A 21,140-nucleotide genomic window follows, 5' to 3' on the forward strand; every position below is an offset into this window, starting at 1 on the left:
TATCAAAACACCTTAAACAACAAACAAAATGAAAAAAATGAATTTTTTCGAAAGGGCCGAAAAGCTCGGGCATTCGGTAGACGCGCTGCAAAAAGGACACCAGATCAGTTCTACGATCTCTGTGCCCAACGTTGACGAATTAAAAGCCCTGCTGGACGATGGCGCCGGGGAAGACGTGCGTGCCGAAAGGGAGCAAAACATGCTGGCTGCTGTACCGGCAGGTACCAACCAACCTTACGATGCAACCCTGCTGCGTAAAGTACAATCTTATGTTTATGGTAACGGTACGCTGGATTATAATGATCACCAGCAACTGGGTAAAGTATTCCCGGTACAGGTATTGGCTGTATCTGCAGCGAATATTACCTATAACGGTCACGTAGACCTGGGTAAATCGCAGGTGATGATCGTACTTAACTATGGTACCGTAACCATGAACGACCAGAGTTATGTAACCGTAGAGAACTCTACCCTCACGTACACTGCCGATGTGCTGATCCGTAATGGCAGCGCCCCAGCCGGTTACGGCGACTTCAACATCCTGGGTGTAGCCGGAACTCCCGGTACTACAGGTGCTACAGGCGCTACAGGCGGCAGCGGTTCTACCGGTAAGAATGGTAACTGCTCCAGCGCAGGTATTGCCGGCGATTCGGGTCAGAATGGTAATGCCGGTGCAACCGGTGGTACAGGCGCTCCCGGTACACCTGGCGGCGATGGCCTGCCCAGCATGCCCGCTACGATTACCATTACACAAAGCATTCAGCAGGCCAGCTCACTGGTAATCTATACAAGCTCCGGCCAGGGCGGTAATGGTGGCCAGGGCGGCAACGGCGGTCCTGGTGGCCGTGGCGGTAATGGTGGCAACGGCGCTACCTGCGGTTGTACCGGTTCCGGCGCCGGCAACGGTAACTCCGGCGGCCAGGGCGGCAATGGCGGCCAGGGCGGCCAGGGTGGCAACGGTGTAAATGCCAACGGCACTGTTACCATCTATGTACCCGGCAACTTCGTCAACAACGTGCATAACGTATCCGTACCGGCAGCACCGGGCATGGGTGGTGCAGGTGGTAATGGCGGCGCTGGTGGCGCAGGCGGCAGCGGCGGTAGCGGCGGTAAACACAACGGTAACGGCAGCGGCGGCAGCAGCGGCGGTGTAGGTAATACCGGCAGTGTAGGCGCACAGGGCTCAAAAACCGGCCAACCGGCAGTAATCTCCGTAAAGCCATACTAACAACAAATCAATTCTAAAAAAACCTGTCAACGCCCGGTCCATGGACCGGGCGTTGTTTGTATACGCCCCGCTCCAGGCACGGCGGCGCAAAACATTAAACATTATTACAACACTTAATTATTTATATTCGTCCCTACCCCATACCGGCAACAAGCATCCCGGGAATCCTTAACAAGTAACCGGCATAAACAGGCCATAACCAGCATTAGCGCATGCAGCAGTTCTTTTTCAAACCCCACCCGGCACTCGAAGCAATCGTCAGTTCTATCGGCATTATGGATGCCGATTTTACCCATACCATCCATCCCTCGTCGTATCATTATCCCTGGTCGGCGCAGATACGGTTATGCTTTTATATCCGGGGCAATTTTATCGGGGTAAAGAAAAAAGCAGGCGATCCGTTCCGGGTGCTGACCTCCAGCTTTGTGGTTGGTCCGCAACTATCCGATACCTATCTCGACTTCGGCAAAGGCATGCTTACCGCCGCGGTCAGCTTCCGCGCCGGGGGCCTGCAACGCCTTACCGGTGTGCCCGTAGCCGAATTGATCAACCAGGAAACGGAAGCCGCTTTGTTATTCGGGCCCGGGATTGCCCTCGTGGAAAGACAGCTGCAGGATGCCCTGGGTCCCGAAGCCGTTGCTGCCGTGCTCCAGCAGTTCCTGCTGCAACGCTTGTCGCAGGCCAAAGCGCTGCTGCCTTTCGATTATGCGATCGGCGAGCTCGTGCAACAAAACGGCAATATCAGCGTGGAAAAGACCGCGGCCCTGAGTTGTCTCAGCAAACGGCAGTTTGAACGGAAATGCATCGAACGCCTGGGTATGCCGCCTAAATTATTTGCAAGCCTCACCCGTTTTTCCAGGGCCTATATGTACAAAGAAGGCCATCCTCTATTGCCCTGGATAAAGATCGCGCACGAATTCGGCTACCACGACCAGATGCACCTGATCCACGACTTCAAACGGTTTACAGGTCATACGCCCTCTGTAATCGACAAGGATCTTACCAGCTCCCTGAGCCTGGTCAACCTGTTTGAACGCGGCACCTGAAAATGTCGCATTTATACTATGCTTCCCCTTATATCCCATCTTATTTTTGATCCCGGGACAGCCTCTAACCAACCAAGCGATCACACCGCTTTTTGCTGAAGCTGCCAGGACACCGTCCGTGCCGGAACCGGCCAGGGGCGCATAATTCCTGCTACTTGTCCCTAACCGTTTTTAAAGCGGGTTTCCCGGCTACCGGCCCGGCCCCTGGCCTGGTCATGTCCCGGAAAAGCCCGCGCATTCCGATACGCATACCACAGTACCTGCCCCGTTTTACAACAGGCATTTTTAAACACGCATACACTTACCGAATACCATACCGGCCCCTGAACACGAATCACCTTGCGGTCCTGACCCTTTTTTGTTCCCTTTAAAAACTCCAGATTATGATGAAAAAAATGTTGCTGCTGGCGCTGCTACCTGCATGCCCGGCTTTTGCCCAGACTCCTATGCACGAGGAAGATGCTCCGCCCCCCGTGATATCGGTATTGAACCAGGAGCTTAAAGATACCCGGATGCGGCTTGCATTGCCTGGTAATAAAGAAGCCTCCATACAGCCCCTTCAGTTCTCCCCGGCCCGGGAGCTGGAACAATTGCGGGTATCGGGCGCCTATCATGAGCCGGAAGCGTTGCTGCAAGCGAAGGCCACAACAGGCAATAACCTGCAGGAGGTAAGCCGGCAACGTTTTAACGGGGTAAGCCTTAACCTCGAAGGGGTTATCTATGACCAGCTCGACTGTTACGTAGTACACGATCAGTACGAGGTAGCATCCGGCAACGAACTGCCCGGAAATTTCAGTTACGATAACACCTACCTCGTATATAAGGACCAGGCAGGCACAACAGTTGCAGAGGTGATCTATATCCAATGCAGCATCGGCAACGCAACCACGGAAAAGAAAATTGTACGGCAGGCCAAACCCGCATTGGCAACCCATTCATTTACCATTGCGCCCAACCCCGCACAAAAAAACATCAGGGTCAGCTTCCGTAATACAGACCAGGGCAGTTATACCCTGCAGATCAGCAACCCGGAAGGCAAGGTGATAAAAACCCTGATAGACCGGCAAATACTGGAATCCGGCGCTCACACCTTCGATTTCACACTTGACCTGCAGCCCGGCTTTTATATCGTGAGCCTCAGCTCCGGCAAAGCCATCCCGGTAAGTCAGAAATTAATCATCAAATAAAAACCACGACACTCATGAAGCATATACTCCTTATACTTTGTACCCTGGTAACCGCAATCAGCGGTTACGGACAATGTCCTAACGGTGACCTGGAAATGGGCACCTTCGTCAACTGGCGCAGATACATCAACACCGCTCCCAGTACGGGTACGCTCAACCCGGCAGCATTCACGGAAGTAAGTGTTCCCGACCGCCATATGATTACAGTAGCGCCCGGTGTGGATACCATTGTAGGCAGCGAAATCCCCGTGGTTGCAGCCGGCAAGTTTGCCGCCAGGCTGGGTAATTCGAGGACCGGCAAACAATCCGAGATCCTGTCCTATACGTTTACACTGACGCAGAACTTCTCGTTCATGTATGCCCTCGTATTCCAGAACGAACACCCCACGCTGCCTATAGCCAACCCCTACTTTACCTATTGGATCAGTGTTACCAACGACCTTCCTACCAGTACCTTATCCGGCAACCTGCTGGCGATGCAGGAATACCGTGCCGACAGCTCCCCTTTCTTCCAGCACAGCGGCAGCATTGCCTACAAGCAATGGACCAAGGAATGCGTCATGACCAAATTCCCCTCGTTGTATGCACGTGTAGGACAAACAGTAACCATCTATTTTGCAACTGCCGATTGTAATGCCAACGGGCACTACGGGTATGCCTATATCGACGAATTGTGTAAAGCCAATACCGTTACCGCTTCCTTCACCATGCCCACCTCTATCGGTAACCCGGAGAGCTTCCCTATCAATGCAGACGCCACCGCTTCGACCAATGAAGCTGAGTACTACTATACAGCTCAGGAATGTAATGCCGCAGGCACTACCCTGTACGGCAGCCCGGTAAGTACCGCCATCTACCCAGGTACTGCAGGCGCCGAAAACATAAGGACGCTCTTCCTGCCCGGCACATTCGTACACGGCAAGTATTACCGCATAACGCTTTATGTGCGCAACTGCGATGGCTATTGGGTATCGACCTGGAAAGTATTGTACGTCAATTAACACCAGTAGCGGATTACAACAGTTGAACCCTGTGCTGCCCCCAACCAACGCCCGGTCCATAGACCGGGCGTTTTTCATCAACCTGTTGCTGACTGTAGAGGAACACCTCCGGTGAGGCAAAAAAAGACAAAGAAGCATATTGGGTCCGGAAAAGCGATTCGTTTAATCTGTCCTGTTTTATTTTCTCGCGGCGCTGCGAGAAAACAGGAAATTCAGGGGATCACATTCGCCCGCAAGGACCTGGTATTGCAGTATCTATCCCGGATAGCTTAAGCGCGCTCTATTTTATTCTCCCTGAATAAATAAGGGAAGAACATAGCTGCAGGCTCGATTTTTAATATCCCCCGGAAATTTCCCTTGATCCGTTTGACCCGTACACTGTCCAATAATGTCGGGAATGGCCCCATTCCCGGGTTGCCCTAAGCGCTACCTTTGACAAGCAAGCCGGCACTGGCACCGGATACCACGGGACCAGCGAACGAATAACACAGGCCGGTTGTTATCCATAACATTAAACCAATACAGATCATTACTAAAACAGCTTTATGAAGACTAAAAAAATATGGGCCAACATGGCCGTAAGCGACCTGGCAAGGACCACGGCATTTTATACCGCCATAGGCTTTAAGCCCAACGGCTCCTCCCAGGACCTGACCAGTTTCAGGGTGGGCGACGACGACTTCATCATTCATTTCTTTTTGAAAAATGCCATCGAACCCAATATCGGCGGCAAGATGGCCGACCCGGGACAGGGCAATGAAGTGGTCTTTACCCTCTCGGCCGATAGCGAAGCCGAAGTGAATACCTGGAGGCAGGAAGTGGCAAAGGCCGGCGGGGCCATCATTACCGAACCGGAAGCATTCGGCCCCGGGTATTACGGCTTTGTATTCTGTGATCCGGACGGGCATAAGTTCAATGTTTTTATGGGCGGATAGTGAACAGACGCATACCAGGACAGCGGCATAGGCCACCGGAACAACTGTACCTATCGAAATAATTTATCACTACTAAATAGACAATACAGTCTATTTAGTAGTAGTTTTGTTACCCGGGATACAGCGTAGCCTGTTCGCCTGCAACAAAGCCAGTAACCATGGAAGCACATACCCAGCTCGTATATAAAGACATGCCCGCCCCGGTAGGCCGTATCCGGATGATCGCTACCGGTAAGGGGCTTGCAGCCATCTTATGGGAAGGCGAAGACTATAGCAGGACCAAACTGCCGGTACCGGAGCAGGAAGACCAGCACCCGGTGCTGTTGCAAACCAGGCAGCAGCTGCAGGAGTACTTCGATAAAAAGAGAACCGACTTTTCCATCCCGCTCGATCTGCGGGGAACGGCATTCCAGGTAAGGGTATGGGAGGCCTTGCTGCGTATACCTTATGGTGCAACCCGGACCTATGGCGAACTGGCCCGGCTCCTGGGCGATAGCAAAGCGGTACGGGCCGTAGGCGGCGCATTGAACAAAAACCCGGTATCGATCATCGTGCCCTGTCACCGGGTTGTAGGCGTATCGGGTAAACTGGTGGGGTTTGCCGGCGGGCTGGAAAACAAATCAATCCTGCTGGACCTTGAGCAGCAACATAAAATACCCACACTCTTTTAATACATGAACCGGGAATACGACCATGAAAAAAGCATACCCGGCGCCAACGCCGGCAACATTCAACGAAGACAACTACCAACAGCTCTGCGACCATATGGCAGGCGGGGATCCGGACCTGAAGCGCATCCTGGACACTTATGGTTACCCGCCTATGTGGACCCGCCCCAATACCTTTGAAACCCTGGTGCACATTATTCTCGAGCAACAGGTATCGCTGGCTTCGGCCTTGGCTACCTTAAACAAGCTGAAAGAAAAGTTGCAGGACATTACCCCCGATAATATACTGCGGCTTAACGACGAAGCAATGAGAGCCTGTTTCGTAAGCCGGCAAAAGGCAGGATACCTCAGGGGATTGGCCGAAGCCCTGAACGATAACACCATAAAGCTCGATGCCTTTGCCGGTATGCCGGACGATGCCGTGCGGCAGGTGCTCGTTAGCCTGAAAGGTATCGGCAACTGGACCGTAGATGTATACCTGATGTTTGCCCTGCAACGAGTCAATATATTCCCGGTAGGCGACCTGGCCGCAGTAAATGCCGTAAAACGGCTCAAACAACTGCCGGCAGGCATTTCCAGGGAGGAGATCCTGGCGGTCAGCGAGGCCTGGAAACCTTTCCGGTCGATAGCCTGTATGCTGCTCTGGCATTACTACCTCTCTCATCCGCGTAAAAAGACGCTGCCTGCAGCAGGCTAAAATGCATCCCCCCTGTAATCATAGACTACGGTTTAAAATCATATCCAGGCAAACGCTTACCACAAATGCAGCAGCCTGGCTATAGTACCGGGCTGTGCTGGTTCAGACCGGCAACAATACCTGTACACCGGGCCAGGATATACCCGCTGAGCCGCTGAGCAATACAAACATGGACGGTACAGCAAGTAAAAATAAGGGTAGCCGGCCGAGTTTTGCCTTATCACTTTAAACAGGATAAACATGAGCAAAACCATTTTAATTACCGGCGCAGCAAGCGGCTTTGGAAAAATAGCAGCCTTCGACCTGGCGCAAAAAGGACACCACGTAATTGCCACGGCACAGGTATACCCGCAGGTGAGCGACCTGATGCGCGAAGCCGCAGCAAAAGGCATCAGTCTTACCGTAGATAAACTGGACGTGACCGACCAGCGGGACATTAACTATACCACGCATAAATACGATATCGACCTGCTGATCAGCAATGCCGGTGTTATGGAGGGCGGCCCTATAGCAGAACAGCCGCTGGACCTGGTCCGGTCGATGTTCGAGGTCAATGTATTTGGCGCCCTGCAGCTCGCCCAGGGCTTTATTAAAAAGTTCGTTGCGCAAAAAAAGCCGGGCAAGATCGTCTTTACCTCTTCTATGGGCGGCTTATGGACGGTACCTTATGTGGCAGCCTATTGTGCCTCCAAACACGCACTGGAAGCCATTGCCGAAGGACTGAAAACCGAGCTCGCTCCCTTCAATATCAAAATCGCCACCTGTAATCCCGGGGTATTTGGAACGGGCTTCAACGACCGCGGCGTAGACAGTATTTTCCGTTGGTACGATCCGGCTCGCAACTTCACACCGGCCTCGGCATTCGACGGCGCGGCAGAGTCGCTGGCCCACCAGCTGGACCCGCAGTCCATGGCCGATTGTATCGTAAAAGTAGCATTGGATAACGATGCCAATTTCAGGAATGTACACCCGAAAGAAACCGAAGATTTTGTAAAACAATTACAGGCCGATGCCTGGACCGCCAAAAGCTAGTATAACAAAGCACGGATGCAGATCCGTGCTTACTATTCCCTTTAAAAACAGCAACAATGAATATTACTTATCAGGAAGCGGCGCAGGCATTAAACGCTGCTATAGCAAAAGCAAAAACACTGGGTATCCCGGTAAGCATCGCCATTGTCGATCAGGGCGGCCACCAGGTTGCCTTCGCAAGACTGGACAGCGTATACGGCGTTATCGATTTTGCGATCAAAAAAGCAAAGACCGCTGTGATGTTCGGCGTGGACAGCGATGTGATGGGTACGATCATCCATGCTGCAAACGGGCAAAACTCAGGCATGATCCAGGCCAATGACGGATTATTAACCCTTGCAGGCGGTGTAGTCCTTAAAAACAAAGCAGGTATTATGATCGGGGCCATAGGCAGCTCGGGCGGCACGCCGGAACAGGATAAAGCTATTGCCGCAGCAGGTGCAACAGCCATTCAATAGAATATAAGATATTTGCAACATGGAAGCAAAACAGGAGCTCATTTTTGATAAGCTGGTATATTCCTGTGCTTTTGAAAAGCATAGGGGCTATGAAGAATTCATCCCGGAGCACTTCCTCGGCTTCCAGCTATCAGGGGAAACACATGCTTTCCTGGGCGATAGTACCACCGTGATCCGGGAAAACTCGGTGGTGCTCGTCCGGAAAAATCAATTGATCCGGACCATTAAATACCCATCCAAATCGGGCAAGTACCAGTTCCTGTCCATTACCCTCGACCAGGAAACCCTGCGGCAATACGCCCTGGAAAACAAGATCACGATCAGGACGGCTTATACCGGCGGGCAGCAACTGTTCTTCGAACCCGACGATTTCCTGCATCATTACTTTATGTCGCTCGCTCCTTATGTGAATAAGACCAAAGCGGTTACGCCCAGGCTATCGGATTTAAAGATCAGGGAAGCGATCGAGCTATTGCTGCAAAGCAACCCGGATTTCAGAACGATTCTTTTTGATTTTTCGGAGCCGCACAAAATAGACCTGGAAGTGTTTATGAACAGCAATTTCAGGTTCAATGTGCCTATAGGATCGTTTGCACGCCTTACCGGGCGCAGTCTTTCGGGTTTTAAGCGCGATTTTACCCGGATCTTTAATGCACCGCCGCAGCAATGGCTGCGCGAAAAGCGGCTCGAGGAAGCATTTTATTTAATCAAACATAAAAAGCAAAAACCCGCCGACTTTTACCTCGATCTGGGTTTTGAAAATCTTTCGCATTTTTATTTTTCCTTCAAACAGAAATACGGTTTGACTACCGGTGAAGTTTAAGAGCCGGGTATGCTTCCGGAAGTCCCACACCCTTTGCGCTATAAGGGTTACCACCCTGAGCACCGTATGACCGGGCTTATATCATAAAAGTCATTAAATACTCAATGCGGCCCGTTGTTCTTCGAGCTTCAAGGCGATCGCTGCTATAAGCCCGGGATCAACCTGCTTATCAGCGGCATGTTCATAAGCAACGGCCCGCAGGTGCTGTTCATCGTCTTGTTCATATACGATCTCAACGCCCTGCACCTGGACAAAAAACTTGTATTCGTAGGCAAAAGTTACCAGGCGGCCTGTAAAGGTCATTTCTTCGTCTTTATAAGTTACCGGTAGTTCAAAGTGGTGTTCCATATTCTTAGTGCTGCCTGCGAATGTATTCAAATGTTTCGTCAGTTTCATAAAAGTTTTTTCTATACCCGGACGCATATTGCCCAGAGCCATTACCTACCAGACCACTGACGGGACAGCATAAGCGTTTCAGATATTAATAAATCGTTTTTAGTAGTTTTTGCTATGTTTAATTTTTAAATTTACATCCATCTGTAAAAGATACCCCTTCTATCCGTAACAGGCTAAAAACATAGCGATGTACCATTACCCTATCGAATTTATCCCTGAAGGCAAAAACTCTGCAGCATACTACAGTGCCGATCCGCCCAAAAACCTGGTGGTATTCGTACATGGCTTCCGGGGCGCTTCGGTCGAAACCTGGAACGATTTTGCCAATGCCCTGCCCCTCACACCGGGATTCTGCCGGAGCGATATTATTTATTACGGTTACGACAGTATGGAGGGACAGGCATTTGACCAGGCGGCCGATTTCCTCGCCTTCCTCGACCGGCATAGTACGCCACGCTCCGCCTTACGCCCCGATAATCCGCCGGTTTATGAAAAGATCATTATCTGCGCGCATTCGCTGGGTTCCATTGTAGCGCGCTTCGCCTTACTGGAAAGTATAAAGGCCGGTTTTGCATGGCGCAAGCAGTGTAAACTGGTGCTTTTTGCTCCTGCTCATAATGGCGCAAGGGTACAAAGCCTTCTGATGTTAAGCCTGCCGGGCTTTTACAAAGTACTGGGCAGTCTCCTGATGTATAACCGGCCGGTTATCGACGATCTGCGGCCCGGATCGCCGGCATTGGTAAAGCTCGAAAGCGAAACGCAAAAATACCGGGATACCGGGGAGGCGCCCATACTCAGCGCACAGGTATTACATGCCTTTGGTGATAAGGTCGTCCACAACGCCCCTTTTTGTTATGATACGTTCTGCACAGGTAATCCCGTCCGGGGCCGATCGCATGTTTCCATCTGCAAACCTGAAATGGGCATCTATGATACGCCCATTCAAATTATTGAAGCATTATTATGAACCAACAGATCAATGATATCCGGTTTAAAGCCCTGGCACTGAATTTCAGGCAACTGCCCTATATCGGCCGGGCTGCTGCGGCCTTCGAAAAAGCAAAGGAAACGGGCGAACTGGCAACCTTGCTGCGGTTTCATGGGGATGAAGCCATCAATTTAACGGAAGAGCTTTATTTCCGGGATGATATGGACTTTTTTATCGGCTACTATGCTATCGTCACTGCGGCCCTGCTGACCGGTTATGTAAGCGCACCCGCACCCGCAGACCTGGTAGCCGAAGGTATGGCCCTGCTGGGTAACGAACATGTTGCCCGGTATTATACCGAATATTACCCCTTAATCCTGCCGCAGGTTTTTAAAACAGCGGTGCTTTCCCCGGCCGCTACCGGCAAGGATCTGGCGCAACAGGAGCTGGACCGGCAGTTTGAGCTGCTCCTGCTCCTGCTCAGGTCCCGGATGAAAGATGAAGACATCGACAGCTTCCTGTTTCTTTTAGACGATGGCGCCTTCCGGGTCGGCAACCTGGGATGGGTAGATATTGCCAGGCTATGGGACCTGATCGGCGATAACCGGGAACTGCAAAAAATCCGGGAAGAGCCTGTAAAGTACCAACAGGTACTTAGCCTTATCTCCGGCTTCTCCAAATTTATCAACTACCTGAATGAATATGCAGCTTTATTAAAACGGGCCAGCTACAACCCGCTGTGGCATGCCGTGGCCTGGGAGTTGGAAGGCTATTGGTTTACCCGGCTGAAAACCAAGTCGGGCGACACCTTGAAGCAAGGCCTGCAACGGCTTGGCGAATTGGTCCGTGCGGTTTCGATGTCCGGCAATGAAAGCAATGAACCTTTAGAGGAGTGGCAAAGCGCCTCGGCCGGGGAATTGGTACAGGCCGGCGAAAGCCTGAACTACCTGATGCAGGAGGAGCACCAGTCACTCGCGCAACAATTGAACCTCTGATTATATTAATAACGCCACAAACGCCGCCAGGCCAAGCATACACCTTATGCCTTCAAATTTGATTTGAAGGCATTTTTAATTCGTGTGTATAAGCCCTTGTCCAGGCAGCTATGATAAAATATAAGTTCCGTCGTTTTTGGCTAAGACAAAGATAGATTTGGCTAGTTGCGCGTTGCGCCGCTGACCGAGTTTTGCAGGAACAAAAAACACAGGAAAAATGAATATCGTTTTAACAGGCTCTATCGGCAATATCGGCAAACCGCTTACCCAACAGCTCGTACAACAGGGGCATACCGTAACCGTGATCAGCAGCAATGCAGAGCGGCGGCAGGCTATAGAAGCCCTGGGTGCAAAAGCCGCTATAGGCAGTATGTTTGATGCCGGCTTTCTTACACAGACCTTCGCAGGCGCAGACATCGTATATTTAATGGAAACCATGGAGGCTGCAGGGGATATGTTTGATACCTCGGTCGATTTTATCGGCGCCATAAACCGCATCGCTGAAAGCTATAAAACGGCAATCGAACAAGCAGGGATCACAAAAATAATCCACCTGAGCAGTATAGGCGCCCATACCGACCAGGGAACGGGCATACTGGTGTTCCACTACAATGCAGAGCGCATCCTGGGCGGGCTTCCTGATGAGGTGGCCATTAAATTTATACGGCCGGCCAGTATCTATTTCAACCTGTTTGCGGCTATCGACCGTATTAAAACAACAGGAACCCTGGTGTCCAACTATGCCGGCGATCAGCCTGAGCCCTGGGTTTCGCCCCTGGATATTGCCGAAGTCATTGCCGGAGCAATGGAACAGCCTTTTGCCGGCAGGCAGGTTCGTTATGTAGCCAGCGATGAAATTTCGCCCAACGAAATAGCCCGGGTACTGGGCGAAGCGATCGGCAAACCTGAGCTGAAATGGGAAGTGCATACAGATGAAGCACTCTTAAAATCCTGGCTGGATATAGGTTTCAACGAACAAATCGCCAGGGGATTTGTAACCTTCCAGGCCAGCCAGCGCAGCGGCGTATTCTATGAAGATTACAACCGGCACCGGCCTGTACTGGGTAAGGTAAAATTTACCGACTTTGCAAAAGAATTCGCACAGGCCTATAACCAGGATTAAACGATAATGCCTGCACGAAGTAAACGCTTCGTGCAGGCATTATCTAAATGGCAATACTTTTTACAAATTACCGGTATGGAACAACGCAAGACCCAACGCATAACAAGCATCACGGAATTTCACCGTTTAAGAGGCCTGCCCCACCCCGAGCACCCCTTGATCAGTGTGGTGGATTATAAAGCCGTGCAGCGCCCTGCCGATATCGATGCGGTGAACTGGGTATTCGATTTTTACCAGGTATCGCTGAAGCGGGGTATGACCGGCAAACTGAAATACGGGCAACAGGAATATGATTTTGATGAAGGGATCATGTTCTTTATCGCGCCCAACCAGGTTTTCCGGATCGAGGCCGGGCCCGGCAAAGCCACCCGGCAATCGGGCTGGATCCTGCTCGTACACCCGGACTTCCTCTGGAACACAGCACTGGGCAAGACGATCAGGCAATACGACTTTTTTGATTACTCTGTAAACGAGGCCTTATTTCTCTCGCAGAAAGAAGAAAAAACGATTAACGGTATCGTCGCCAATATCAGGCAGGAATACCATGGCAATATCGATAAATTCAGCCAGCACATTATCATCTCGCACCTGGAGACCCTGTTGCGTTATGCAGAACGGTTTTATGAAAGACAGTTCATTACCCGTAAAATTACCAACCATGGTATACTCCAACGCCTGGAAGCATTGCTGGACGATTACTACAAACAGGATCAACCCCTGGCCCGCGGGTTACCAACGGTGCAGTTTGTAGCGCAGGCCCTGAACATATCGCCCAACTACCTGAGCAGGCTGCTACGCAGCCTGACGGGGCAAAGCACCCAGCAGCTGATCCACGATAAACTGATCGAGAAGGCCAAGGAAAAGCTGTCGGCAACCGGCTTATCCGTAAGCGAGATTGCCTATGAACTGGGCTTTGAGTATCCGCAATCGTTTACCAAACTGTTTAAAAGCAAAACCAACCAATCGCCGCTCGCATTCCGGGCGGGCTTTAACTGATCAGCCGCTTTATACTGCCGCAGCCATCTTCCGGCATGAGGGAATTTGTGATGCGGATAATAATAATTGCCACGCCGCGTTTTAACCCGGTACACATCCATAACCGGCACCCATGCAACCCGTAAAAATAAACCTGGCCACCGCAAACGATATCGACCTCCTGGTTGAACTGCGTATCCTGTTTGGCAACGAGCTTACCGGCAAACAGGAACCCGCCATCGAAGCCAACCTGAGGGATAACCTCCGTCAATATTTTACAGAAGAACTCAACCAGTCCTATATATGCAGTTATGCGGAGCTGGAGGGCCAGGTAGTTTCGGTTGCAGGCCTGGTGATCCGCAGGCAGCCCGCCAGTCTTAAAAACCCATCGGGGCGCTGGGGTTATGTTATGAATGTATTTACCCTGCCCGCTTACCGGGGCAGAGGTTTATCCGCACAGGTGATCCGGGTATTGCTCGATCATGCCACAAGCCTTGGTGTTCCTGCATTTGAGCTTCATGCAACGCCGCAGGGCGAATCCGTTTACCAGAAACTGGGTTTCGAAATACACCCCGAACCCACTTACCGTAAGTTTGCAGGGTAGTACCATAATGCCCCGGGCATAATCGTTCCCAACCGCGCAGCATCCTATTCGCGGTATATTGTCGTATATTTACCATGCCTCCCTTACTAAGGACGCACCTGTAAAGCCATTGCCCATGGATATTCCGGCCCACCTGAACTGCGTATACAATACCCTGAGTTTTATCGAAAACAACTACGACAGGGGCATTTCGGTTAAAGAGCTGGAAGCCGTATCCCATTACTCGTACCGGAACATCCAGCGCATATTCCGGTATACCTGCGGCGAAACCATCGGGGCTTACCAGAAACGGTTGCGGGTTGAGCATGCCTACAAAATGATCCTGTATGGCAAGGATACCCTGTCCTCGATTGCGCTCACCGTCGGGTTTGCCAACCTGGCCTCCTTTTCCAAGGCTTTTAAACAACATTACCAGGTATCGCCCGGCGAAGCCAGGGCGCAAAAGACGCCGCTACTGGCTCGGGCAGGCATTTTGCCGATCGAAGCAGGACTGGTGTTACAACCCCGGCTCGTTTATATACCGCCGATAACTGTTTATTACAAGAGTTCATTTATCCCCTATGCAGATACAGCGATCGAGGCGCAATGGGAAAGCTTTATGCAGCACCAATTCCCGGGGCACGACGTCGTATACTATGGCGTGGTAACCGATGAACCCCTGATCCGGGAGCAACTGGACTGCCGGTATGATACCTGTGCTTCGGTACAGGCCTGCGATGGCAGCCTGCCCTCCAAGACCATTGGCGGAGGCCGGTATGCGCAGTTTATCCACTATGGCAGTTATGAAACGATCGAGGAAACCTACACGAATATCTATGCAGGCTGGATCCTGACCACCCAACTCCGCTTCGGCACTTCGCCCGTTATCGAACAATACACCAAGCACCCCGACAATACGGGTAGCATCGCCGAACAGGTCACTTATATCTGGTTACCATTAGCCTGACAAATAAGATTGTCAATTCCGGACAACAATCTGCTTTTTTAGCCTGGTAGTTTTGCCCTAACAAAATCGTTATCCTAAAATGACTTACAAAATGGCAAGCACATTCCTGATCTTATCCAGCCTCTTTTTATCCTGCACGAAAGGCGCAGACGTGCCGGAACAAATCCCGCCGGCAGACACAACCGTTGTGTACCGCATGCCCGAAGAAGGCGCTTTACACGAAGGCACCTGGCTGCAATGGCCCCATGAGTACCAATACGGCAAAACATTCAGGAACCGGCTGGATGCCACCTGGGTCGCCATGACCAGGGCCCTCGCCGGCAGTGAAAAGGTACATCTTATTGTATACGACCAGGCCGAACAGGAAAGGGTAACCGCGCTGCTGCAAGCGGCCGCCGTGACCCTGGACCGTATCGATTTTACCATCAGTCCTACCGATGATGTATGGGTACGCGACAACGGGCCTGTTTATGTAAAAGACAAACAGGGCCAATTATTCGTAGAAGACTGGGGCTTTAACGGCTGGGGCGGCAAAGCAGACTTTGCCCGATGCAACCGTATACCCGCAGTGGTTGCGGGGCAGCAACAGACGCATGTCATCAACCTCAACGAGGTTATGATCAATGAAGGCGGCAGTGTGGAGATCGACGGGCAAGGCACACTGATGGCCTGCAAAAGCTCGGTACTGAATAACAACAGGAACCCGGGTATGACCCAACAACAGGCGGAAACCCTCTTTGCCCGTTACCTGGGCACTACGCGGTTTATATGGCTGGAAGGCAAAGCCGGCCTCGATATCACGGATATGCATATAGACGGCTTTGCCAGGTTTGCCAACAGCGCAACGATCGTTACGATGCAGGAAGACGACCTGTTGTACTGGCAGGTACCGGGTAACGATATCCGGACTCTATATAATGCCGTTGACGGTAAAGGCGCACCTTATATCTTTGTAAAGGTACCCCTTACACAAAATGAGGTGGTAACTACCTATGGTAAAAATGTGGGTAAAGCCTCCTATGTCAATTATTATATCGCCAACAAAGTGGTATTGGTGCCCAATTATAACGATCCCAACGATGCCGTGGCCAATGCGGCGATCCAGGCCCTGTATCCAGGCAGAACCGTTATCGGCATCGATTGCCGCAATTTGTTTGCAAACGGGGGCATGATCCATTGTGTTACCCAGCAACAGCCGGCCTTATAGCCATTAAACTCGTCGCAAGCAGCCCCCTAATTTGTCGTTTCCGCACATTTTACTGCTGCCGGCCGTGTCGTACTTTTGACAAAACAACAAAAGAGAACAACTATGACAACGCAAATTTTCGTGAACCTGCCCGTTAAAGACCTCAACCGGTCTGTAGCATTTTTCACTCAATTAGGTTATACCTTCAACCCGCAGTTTACCGACGAGAAAGCAACCTGTATGATTATCAGCGATACCATTTATGTAATGCTGCTGACGGAGCCTTTTTTCCAGACGTTTACCAAAAAAGAAATCGTAGACGCCCATAAAGCCACGGAGAGCCTGATCTGCTTATCGGCAGGCAGTAAAGAAGCCGTAGACGAAATGATCCATAAAGCGACAGCGGCAGGCGCCACCATCCCTAACCCGGCCACCGATCACGGTTTTATGTACCAGCATTGCTTCGACGATCCCGATGGCCACCGTTGGGAATTTGTATGGATGGATCCTAACGGCATACCGGAACACCAGGGTTAAGCCTGTAAGCCGAAAAACATTTTATCCCCTGTGCACAAGTCCCCCGGTCTGATACCGGGGGACTTGTTGTTTAACCTGCAGGGCAACAGGTGCCATACCGTTTGGCTTGCGACCTTCAGCAACAGATAAAACCATTTATATAAAATGTTTAATTTCAGCGCCTGCCACCTGGCGTTGCAGGCATACAACCAGGAGTAGCGGCGATACAACCAAGAGGAGCGGCCGTTTTGATGCTTGCCGGAACGCGGGGAGATACCTTTGCTGAGTAAAACAGCGAACAATAAAAAAGTACTTATGGATACAAAAATGATCGGCAGCAAAATTGCCAAAGCACGCAAAGATAAAAACATGTCGCAGGCGCAACTGGCCCAACTCCTGTTTATCAGTCCGCAGGCCGTAGGCAAATGGGAACGCGCCGAGTCCATTCCCGACATCGTTACCGTTAACCGGCTTGCAGAGATCTTAGGTCTCGATCTTAACTATTTTTCGGAGCAGGGTCAACCGGTACCCGGCAACCTGGTGGTAAAGCCCACCGGCGACCATGACCCTACCAGGGAAGGCCCGGAGGCGGTACCGGCGCCTGCAGCCGACGAACGGCAGTTATTAGTTGATTTCAACGGGGGCAACCTGGCGGGCAGCGACTTTGCAGGGGTTACTGCACCTAAAAGGAAGTTCAACGGCAGCGCGTTACGCGGTTCCGATTTTGCCGGCGCCGACCTGGCGGGCAGTTCATTTACCGGCAGCGATGCCCGGGAAGCCAATTTCGACGGGGCCAACCTGGCGGACTGTACTTTCTCTGCAAACGACCTGAGCCAGGCCAGCTTCAGGGGCACTACGCTTGTCCGTACGGTATTCAATGCATCGGGACTGGCAGGCGCCACATTTGCCGATACGGAACTGGTCGACGTTAAGCTGACCAAAACCGACCTCAGGCAAACGGTATTTGAAAACTGCGGGTTCAAAAACGTAGACTTCAGGTATTCGGATATGCGGGGCCTGTGCCTCGACGGGCTGCGTTTTACCGGCGTAAAATTTGACAAGACGGCTCTGGATGAAGCCACCTTTAATAACGCTACCTTACAACAGGTTTCCTTTCGACCAAGCTATGCACTGACCAATAAATATTACCGGGCGATTAAAACCATCAACTTCGACGGCGCCAGGATGGATAAACTGACCTATGCGGAACTGAAAGGCATGGGCGCCGACTTATCGAAAGTATCCTTTTTATAATCGCCATACGAGACAAAAACAATCTGACCTTAATATATCACCCAACCCGCAGTGTAAAACGGGCGGGACAATCAACGATCTCATGCAACAAAAAAGAACACTATCCTTCGTTTTTATAATTATCGCGATCATCATTGGCGCGGCCCTGTACCGCAATTTCGACTTTCAAAATTCAAGGTTTAAAAAGCCGGCGCTGGCAGCGGTTTACCTGGTCACACTTGCGATCAGTATGGGGTTTATCTTCGGGAAAAAGAAAACGCAAAACAACTAAACATCCCCCGAAGCCCTCCCTGCCGGAGGGCTTTAGTATTCGTCCTCATGCTCACCGGTTTTATGACTGCGGTGCTTACATAAAGAACTGTTCGGAAACGATCTTACCCTCTTTAACGGTATAGACACAGAGTTCCTGCAACTGTTGCCGGTCGCCGCCTTTCATTTGCAGGTCCATAGTCAGCACGAAAGTAAAGGCATTGCCGGCGATCAGTGGTTCGGATACCGTAGTGCCGTACCGCGCAGCAACCATTGCGCTGAACTGCTTATCTTTTTCCATCAGGGCCTTCAACCCCCTGGTTTCCTTATCAAAACCAGGCGTTTCAACAGGTTCTATACTAACTGCATCGTCGGCATAGAGTTCTTTTTGTGCGGTGCTAAACTGTTCGTTGCGGCAATATGCGGCCAGGCGGCCGGCAATCTCTGCGGTAGTCATAGCTATAGTTTTAAGGGCTGACAATCGGGAGCTGTTTTTGTTCACAAAATTGCAGGTCTGCAAAAGAGGGCTTGCCCATGGCAGGTATAAATCCGGGCACGCCCGCTCTCTCGTGTAAAGCACCACAGTCCGCTACAGGCAACACGTCAACAATATACCAAGGCTTTAGTACGGCCCTCTGCAATTTGCAGGGGGCTTTTTGCTGCCGGGATGAGGGCCTAAGAAAATTGCGTAATTGCACCTATCATTCCGGGTGTTTCCCCGCTTGTTACTGAGGGTGCCGCAGCCGTACATTTGTAGCGAAAAAAGGCCTTAAAAGGTCATTCTTTATTACACCAATAAATACCATTGCCATGATCCTCAGACATCTTTTCATTTTCGCGCTGCTGGCCTGTGCTGGTACAGCTTTAGGCCAGCCGACCCGGGTACGGGTAGACTACAAAGACGGGTTCGACAAAACCACGGATAGTATGCTGACGGTTGCTGTGCGGTTGATCGATTCCGTGGTGAACTCCGATTTATTTGCACAAAAAGTAAAGCAGGCTTCTTTTAAAAGAAACCAAAACAAAACCAATGAAGCAATACTCGCCATGATCCGCAACGGTACAGCGCCCGGTAACCCGGATCATGTGATCCATTTGAAAGTAGCCGTTTACAATAAATATGCAGGCGGCGGCGAAGTAGGGGTAACTGTTTACGATACGAAAATGAAGACCTATATAACCCGCACCTTCAGGGGCTATATCATGGCCAATGGAGCGGCCTGTTATGCCGCGCATCTAATGCATGAATATTGCCATGTAATGGGCTTCACGCACCCTAAGCTTAAGTTCCTGGGCCATGCCAAAGCGAAGAGTGTACCCTATGTAATCGGCGATATTGTCGCAGATATTTTAGGCGTAAAATGTCCCTAGTCTTAAAGGGCCGGGAACAAAGAAAATGCACAAAGTAACCGGGACACTGGACGAGAACGGGTTGCGCAGGATCGGGAAATGGCTATACTATAACGCGAAAGGCAAATGAGTACGGGCCTTAATTTATGATAAAGACAACACCGGGTGGTATGGCGTAGCGCAAGGCTATTCGAAAGCCATAAAATACGAACCTGAATAACACGGCTTGTAACAGATCAACAGCCCGGTATATGCCGGGCTGTTGATCTATGCATAAAGTTCCTTCCTGTTATACCGGGATAGTGCCTGTTTGAGTCCATGGCTTACAAGGGCCGGCTGATACTTTTCTTTATGACTTCACGGTGCCGGCCACCCCAGACGCCCAATTCATACAATACATTTTTCAGGCTAAGACTATGTGCCGTAGCGTGGTAGACAATCGTCTTCGGCGAGCCCGGTTCCTCGATACGCCTGATAAACTCGTTGAGTTCGAGGTCTTTCAATTCTTTGGCAAGTACCTTAGGCGATATAGCCTGCAATTCATTTTGGATGTGATTAAATCTTTTGGGCGACTGTATCAGCGACAGGATCAAAGGCAGTTTCCATTTACCGCCGATCACATACAAGGCATCCATCACATTTTTCAGCGATGATGCACATTCCTGCCTGCCCGGCAAAACAGCAGGGTATCCGTGTATTGCTTCCATACGCAAAGCTACTCCCTTTCCTGCAGGTAAGTGCTTTCCTCGAGGTAAGCGCGGTCGTTTCGCCGGATCGTCTTTATACTTTTACGCCGTGAATGTCAAGCCGGATCTATACTTGCCTCTACTAAAAATTTATTCTCAACAATTACCTTTCATGAAACGTATCCTTCATTTAACAACCAGCATCCAGGGCAACCAGTCCTATAGTATTAAACTCGGCAAAGCCATTGTACAAAAAGCGATTGAAAAATATCCGGGGAGTACGGTTGAGGAAGTAGACCTCAACGCCCTGGGTATTCCGCATTTAAACCCTACGATTCTTCAATCCATGTTTGCTCCGGCTGGCACGCAGGCAGAAAGCGCCGGTGCAGCAGTTTTATACTCCGACTACGCGGTAAAGCAGTTGCTGTCATCGGATATCATCGTCATTGGTGCGCCGTTCTATAATTTTACGATTCCCAGTGTATTAAAAGCCTGGATCGACCATATTACCCGGCCGGGGCTCACTTTCCGCTATGAGCAAAACGGACCGGTGGGCATGGTTACCGGTAAAAAGGTTTATATAGCCATGGCTTCCGGCGGTGTTTACTCCGAAGGACCGATGGCAGACCGCGACTTCGTTGCGCCTTACCTTAAATCTTACCTCGGCTTTTTAGGGATGACCGACCTCTCCGTATTCCGAGTCGAAGGGGTAAAGGTTCCGGGTATACAAGAACATTCCCTGGAGCAAGGCATTGCCAGCATTCATATCGATTAAAACCGGCCCTGCCGGAGGTCCACGTTACAGGCTGCCTATAGGCTGATATGTTATGATGCCATCCCGGGCTGCCCCGGGGATG

25 protein-coding genes are annotated in these 21,140 nt (G+C 51.0%); 22 read left to right on the forward strand and 3 right to left on the reverse strand.

Going from position 1 to position 21,140, the window contains the following annotated elements; translation table 11 throughout:
• Window positions 1-28 precede the first annotated feature (28 nt).
• From B0I18_RS25425 to B0I18_RS16490, 10 genes are all read left to right on the forward strand, one after another.
• Window positions 29-1,228, forward strand: coding sequence for a hypothetical protein (locus B0I18_RS25425; RefSeq protein ID WP_106523823.1), 1,200 nt, complete (start codon window positions 29-31; stop codon window positions 1,226-1,228).
• A gap of 212 nt (window positions 1,229-1,440) precedes the next feature.
• Entirely contained in the window at window positions 1,441-2,274 is an 834-nt protein-coding gene (locus B0I18_RS16450; RefSeq protein ID WP_106523824.1) for a helix-turn-helix domain-containing protein, read from the forward strand.
• A 383-nt stretch (window positions 2,275-2,657) separates the two neighbouring features.
• A complete protein-coding gene (locus B0I18_RS16455) occupies window positions 2,658-3,461 on the forward strand; it encodes a T9SS type A sorting domain-containing protein (RefSeq protein WP_106523825.1) in 804 nt (267 codons plus the stop codon).
• 14 nt (window positions 3,462-3,475) lie between these two features.
• Entirely contained in the window at window positions 3,476-4,462 is a 987-nt protein-coding gene (locus tag B0I18_RS16460) for a hypothetical protein (RefSeq protein ID WP_106523826.1), read from the forward strand.
• 545 nt (window positions 4,463-5,007) lie between these two features.
• Window positions 5,008-5,397, forward strand: coding sequence for a VOC family protein (locus B0I18_RS16465; RefSeq protein WP_106523827.1), 390 nt, complete (start codon window positions 5,008-5,010; stop codon window positions 5,395-5,397).
• A 158-nt stretch (window positions 5,398-5,555) separates the two neighbouring features.
• Window positions 5,556-6,068, forward strand: coding sequence for a methylated-DNA--[protein]-cysteine S-methyltransferase (locus B0I18_RS16470; RefSeq protein ID WP_106523828.1), 513 nt, complete (start codon window positions 5,556-5,558; stop codon window positions 6,066-6,068).
• A 22-nt stretch (window positions 6,069-6,090) separates the two neighbouring features.
• Window positions 6,091-6,762 (forward strand): DNA-3-methyladenine glycosylase family protein, encoded by a 672-nt coding sequence (locus B0I18_RS16475; RefSeq protein WP_106523829.1) that lies wholly within the window; start codon window positions 6,091-6,093, stop codon window positions 6,760-6,762.
• Window positions 6,763-7,002: 240 nt separating this feature from the next.
• Window positions 7,003-7,794, forward strand: coding sequence for an SDR family oxidoreductase (locus B0I18_RS16480; protein ID WP_106523830.1), 792 nt, complete (start codon window positions 7,003-7,005; stop codon window positions 7,792-7,794).
• A 56-nt stretch (window positions 7,795-7,850) separates the two neighbouring features.
• Window positions 7,851-8,252, forward strand: coding sequence for a GlcG/HbpS family heme-binding protein (locus tag B0I18_RS16485; protein WP_106523831.1), 402 nt, complete (start codon window positions 7,851-7,853; stop codon window positions 8,250-8,252).
• A 19-nt stretch (window positions 8,253-8,271) separates the two neighbouring features.
• Window positions 8,272-9,075 carry a helix-turn-helix domain-containing protein gene (locus B0I18_RS16490; protein WP_106523832.1) on the forward strand — a complete coding sequence of 268 codons (804 nt, stop codon included), beginning with the start codon at window positions 8,272-8,274 and terminating at the stop codon, window positions 9,073-9,075.
• Window positions 9,076-9,168: 93 nt separating this feature from the next.
• Here the strand turns inward: B0I18_RS16490 and B0I18_RS16495 are convergent, their stop codons facing one another.
• Window positions 9,169-9,471, reverse strand: coding sequence for a hypothetical protein (locus B0I18_RS16495; RefSeq protein ID WP_146146775.1), 303 nt, complete (start codon window positions 9,469-9,471; stop codon window positions 9,169-9,171).
• Window positions 9,472-9,658: 187 nt separating this feature from the next.
• On the opposite strand from B0I18_RS16495, the gene B0I18_RS16500 reads away from it, so the two are divergent.
• The 10 genes from B0I18_RS16500 to B0I18_RS16550 all read left to right on the forward strand — a co-directional run bounded on the left by B0I18_RS16500 (window position 9,659) and on the right by B0I18_RS16550 (window position 18,269).
• Complete coding sequence (locus B0I18_RS16500) at window positions 9,659-10,438, forward strand: alpha/beta hydrolase (RefSeq protein WP_106523834.1); 780 nt, start codon at window positions 9,659-9,661, stop codon at window positions 10,436-10,438.
• A complete protein-coding gene (locus tag B0I18_RS16505; protein WP_106523835.1) occupies window positions 10,435-11,394 on the forward strand; it encodes a hypothetical protein in 960 nt (319 codons plus the stop codon). Before B0I18_RS16500 ends, B0I18_RS16505 begins: the two co-directional genes overlap by 4 nt.
• A 217-nt stretch (window positions 11,395-11,611) precedes the next feature.
• Entirely contained in the window at window positions 11,612-12,517 is a 906-nt protein-coding gene (locus tag B0I18_RS16510; protein WP_106523836.1) for an NAD(P)H-binding protein, read from the forward strand.
• A 75-nt stretch (window positions 12,518-12,592) separates the two neighbouring features.
• Entirely contained in the window at window positions 12,593-13,513 is a 921-nt protein-coding gene (locus tag B0I18_RS16515) for an AraC family transcriptional regulator (protein WP_106523872.1), read from the forward strand.
• A gap of 112 nt (window positions 13,514-13,625) precedes the next feature.
• On the forward strand, window positions 13,626-14,096 hold the full coding sequence (locus tag B0I18_RS16520; protein ID WP_106523837.1) for a GNAT family N-acetyltransferase: 471 nt from the start codon (window positions 13,626-13,628) through the stop codon (window positions 14,094-14,096).
• A gap of 115 nt (window positions 14,097-14,211) precedes the next feature.
• Window positions 14,212-15,042, forward strand: coding sequence for an AraC family transcriptional regulator (locus tag B0I18_RS16525; protein WP_219905993.1), 831 nt, complete (start codon window positions 14,212-14,214; stop codon window positions 15,040-15,042).
• A gap of 91 nt (window positions 15,043-15,133) precedes the next feature.
• Entirely contained in the window at window positions 15,134-16,249 is a 1,116-nt protein-coding gene (locus tag B0I18_RS16530) for an agmatine deiminase family protein (RefSeq protein ID WP_219905994.1), read from the forward strand.
• Between the two features lie 102 nt (window positions 16,250-16,351).
• A complete protein-coding gene (locus B0I18_RS16535; RefSeq protein WP_106523839.1) occupies window positions 16,352-16,765 on the forward strand; it encodes a VOC family protein in 414 nt (137 codons plus the stop codon).
• A 294-nt stretch (window positions 16,766-17,059) separates the two neighbouring features.
• Window positions 17,060-17,998 carry a pentapeptide repeat-containing protein gene (locus B0I18_RS16545; protein ID WP_106523841.1) on the forward strand — a complete coding sequence of 313 codons (939 nt, stop codon included), beginning with the start codon at window positions 17,060-17,062 and terminating at the stop codon, window positions 17,996-17,998.
• 82 nt (window positions 17,999-18,080) lie between these two features.
• Complete coding sequence (locus B0I18_RS16550) at window positions 18,081-18,269, forward strand: hypothetical protein (protein WP_106523842.1); 189 nt, start codon at window positions 18,081-18,083, stop codon at window positions 18,267-18,269.
• A 75-nt stretch (window positions 18,270-18,344) separates the two neighbouring features.
• Here the strand turns inward: B0I18_RS16550 and B0I18_RS16555 are convergent, their stop codons facing one another.
• On the reverse strand, window positions 18,345-18,704 hold the full coding sequence (locus B0I18_RS16555; RefSeq protein ID WP_106523843.1) for a nuclear transport factor 2 family protein: 360 nt from the start codon (window positions 18,702-18,704) through the stop codon (window positions 18,345-18,347).
• A gap of 353 nt (window positions 18,705-19,057) precedes the next feature.
• On the opposite strand from B0I18_RS16555, the gene B0I18_RS16560 reads away from it, so the two are divergent.
• Window positions 19,058-19,618, forward strand: coding sequence for a hypothetical protein (locus B0I18_RS16560; protein WP_106523844.1), 561 nt, complete (start codon window positions 19,058-19,060; stop codon window positions 19,616-19,618).
• A gap of 302 nt (window positions 19,619-19,920) precedes the next feature.
• On the opposite strand, the gene B0I18_RS16565 is transcribed toward B0I18_RS16560, so the two are convergent.
• Window positions 19,921-20,304, reverse strand: coding sequence for a winged helix-turn-helix transcriptional regulator (locus tag B0I18_RS16565; protein ID WP_106523845.1), 384 nt, complete (start codon window positions 20,302-20,304; stop codon window positions 19,921-19,923).
• Between the two features lie 151 nt (window positions 20,305-20,455).
• On the opposite strand from B0I18_RS16565, the gene B0I18_RS16570 reads away from it, so the two are divergent.
• Entirely contained in the window at window positions 20,456-21,058 is a 603-nt protein-coding gene (locus tag B0I18_RS16570; RefSeq protein ID WP_106523846.1) for an FMN-dependent NADH-azoreductase, read from the forward strand.
• Window positions 21,059-21,140: the final 82 nt, after the last annotated feature.

Source organism: Taibaiella chishuiensis (assembly GCF_003014535.1).
GTDB lineage: Bacteria > Bacteroidota > Bacteroidia > Chitinophagales > Chitinophagaceae > Taibaiella > Taibaiella chishuiensis.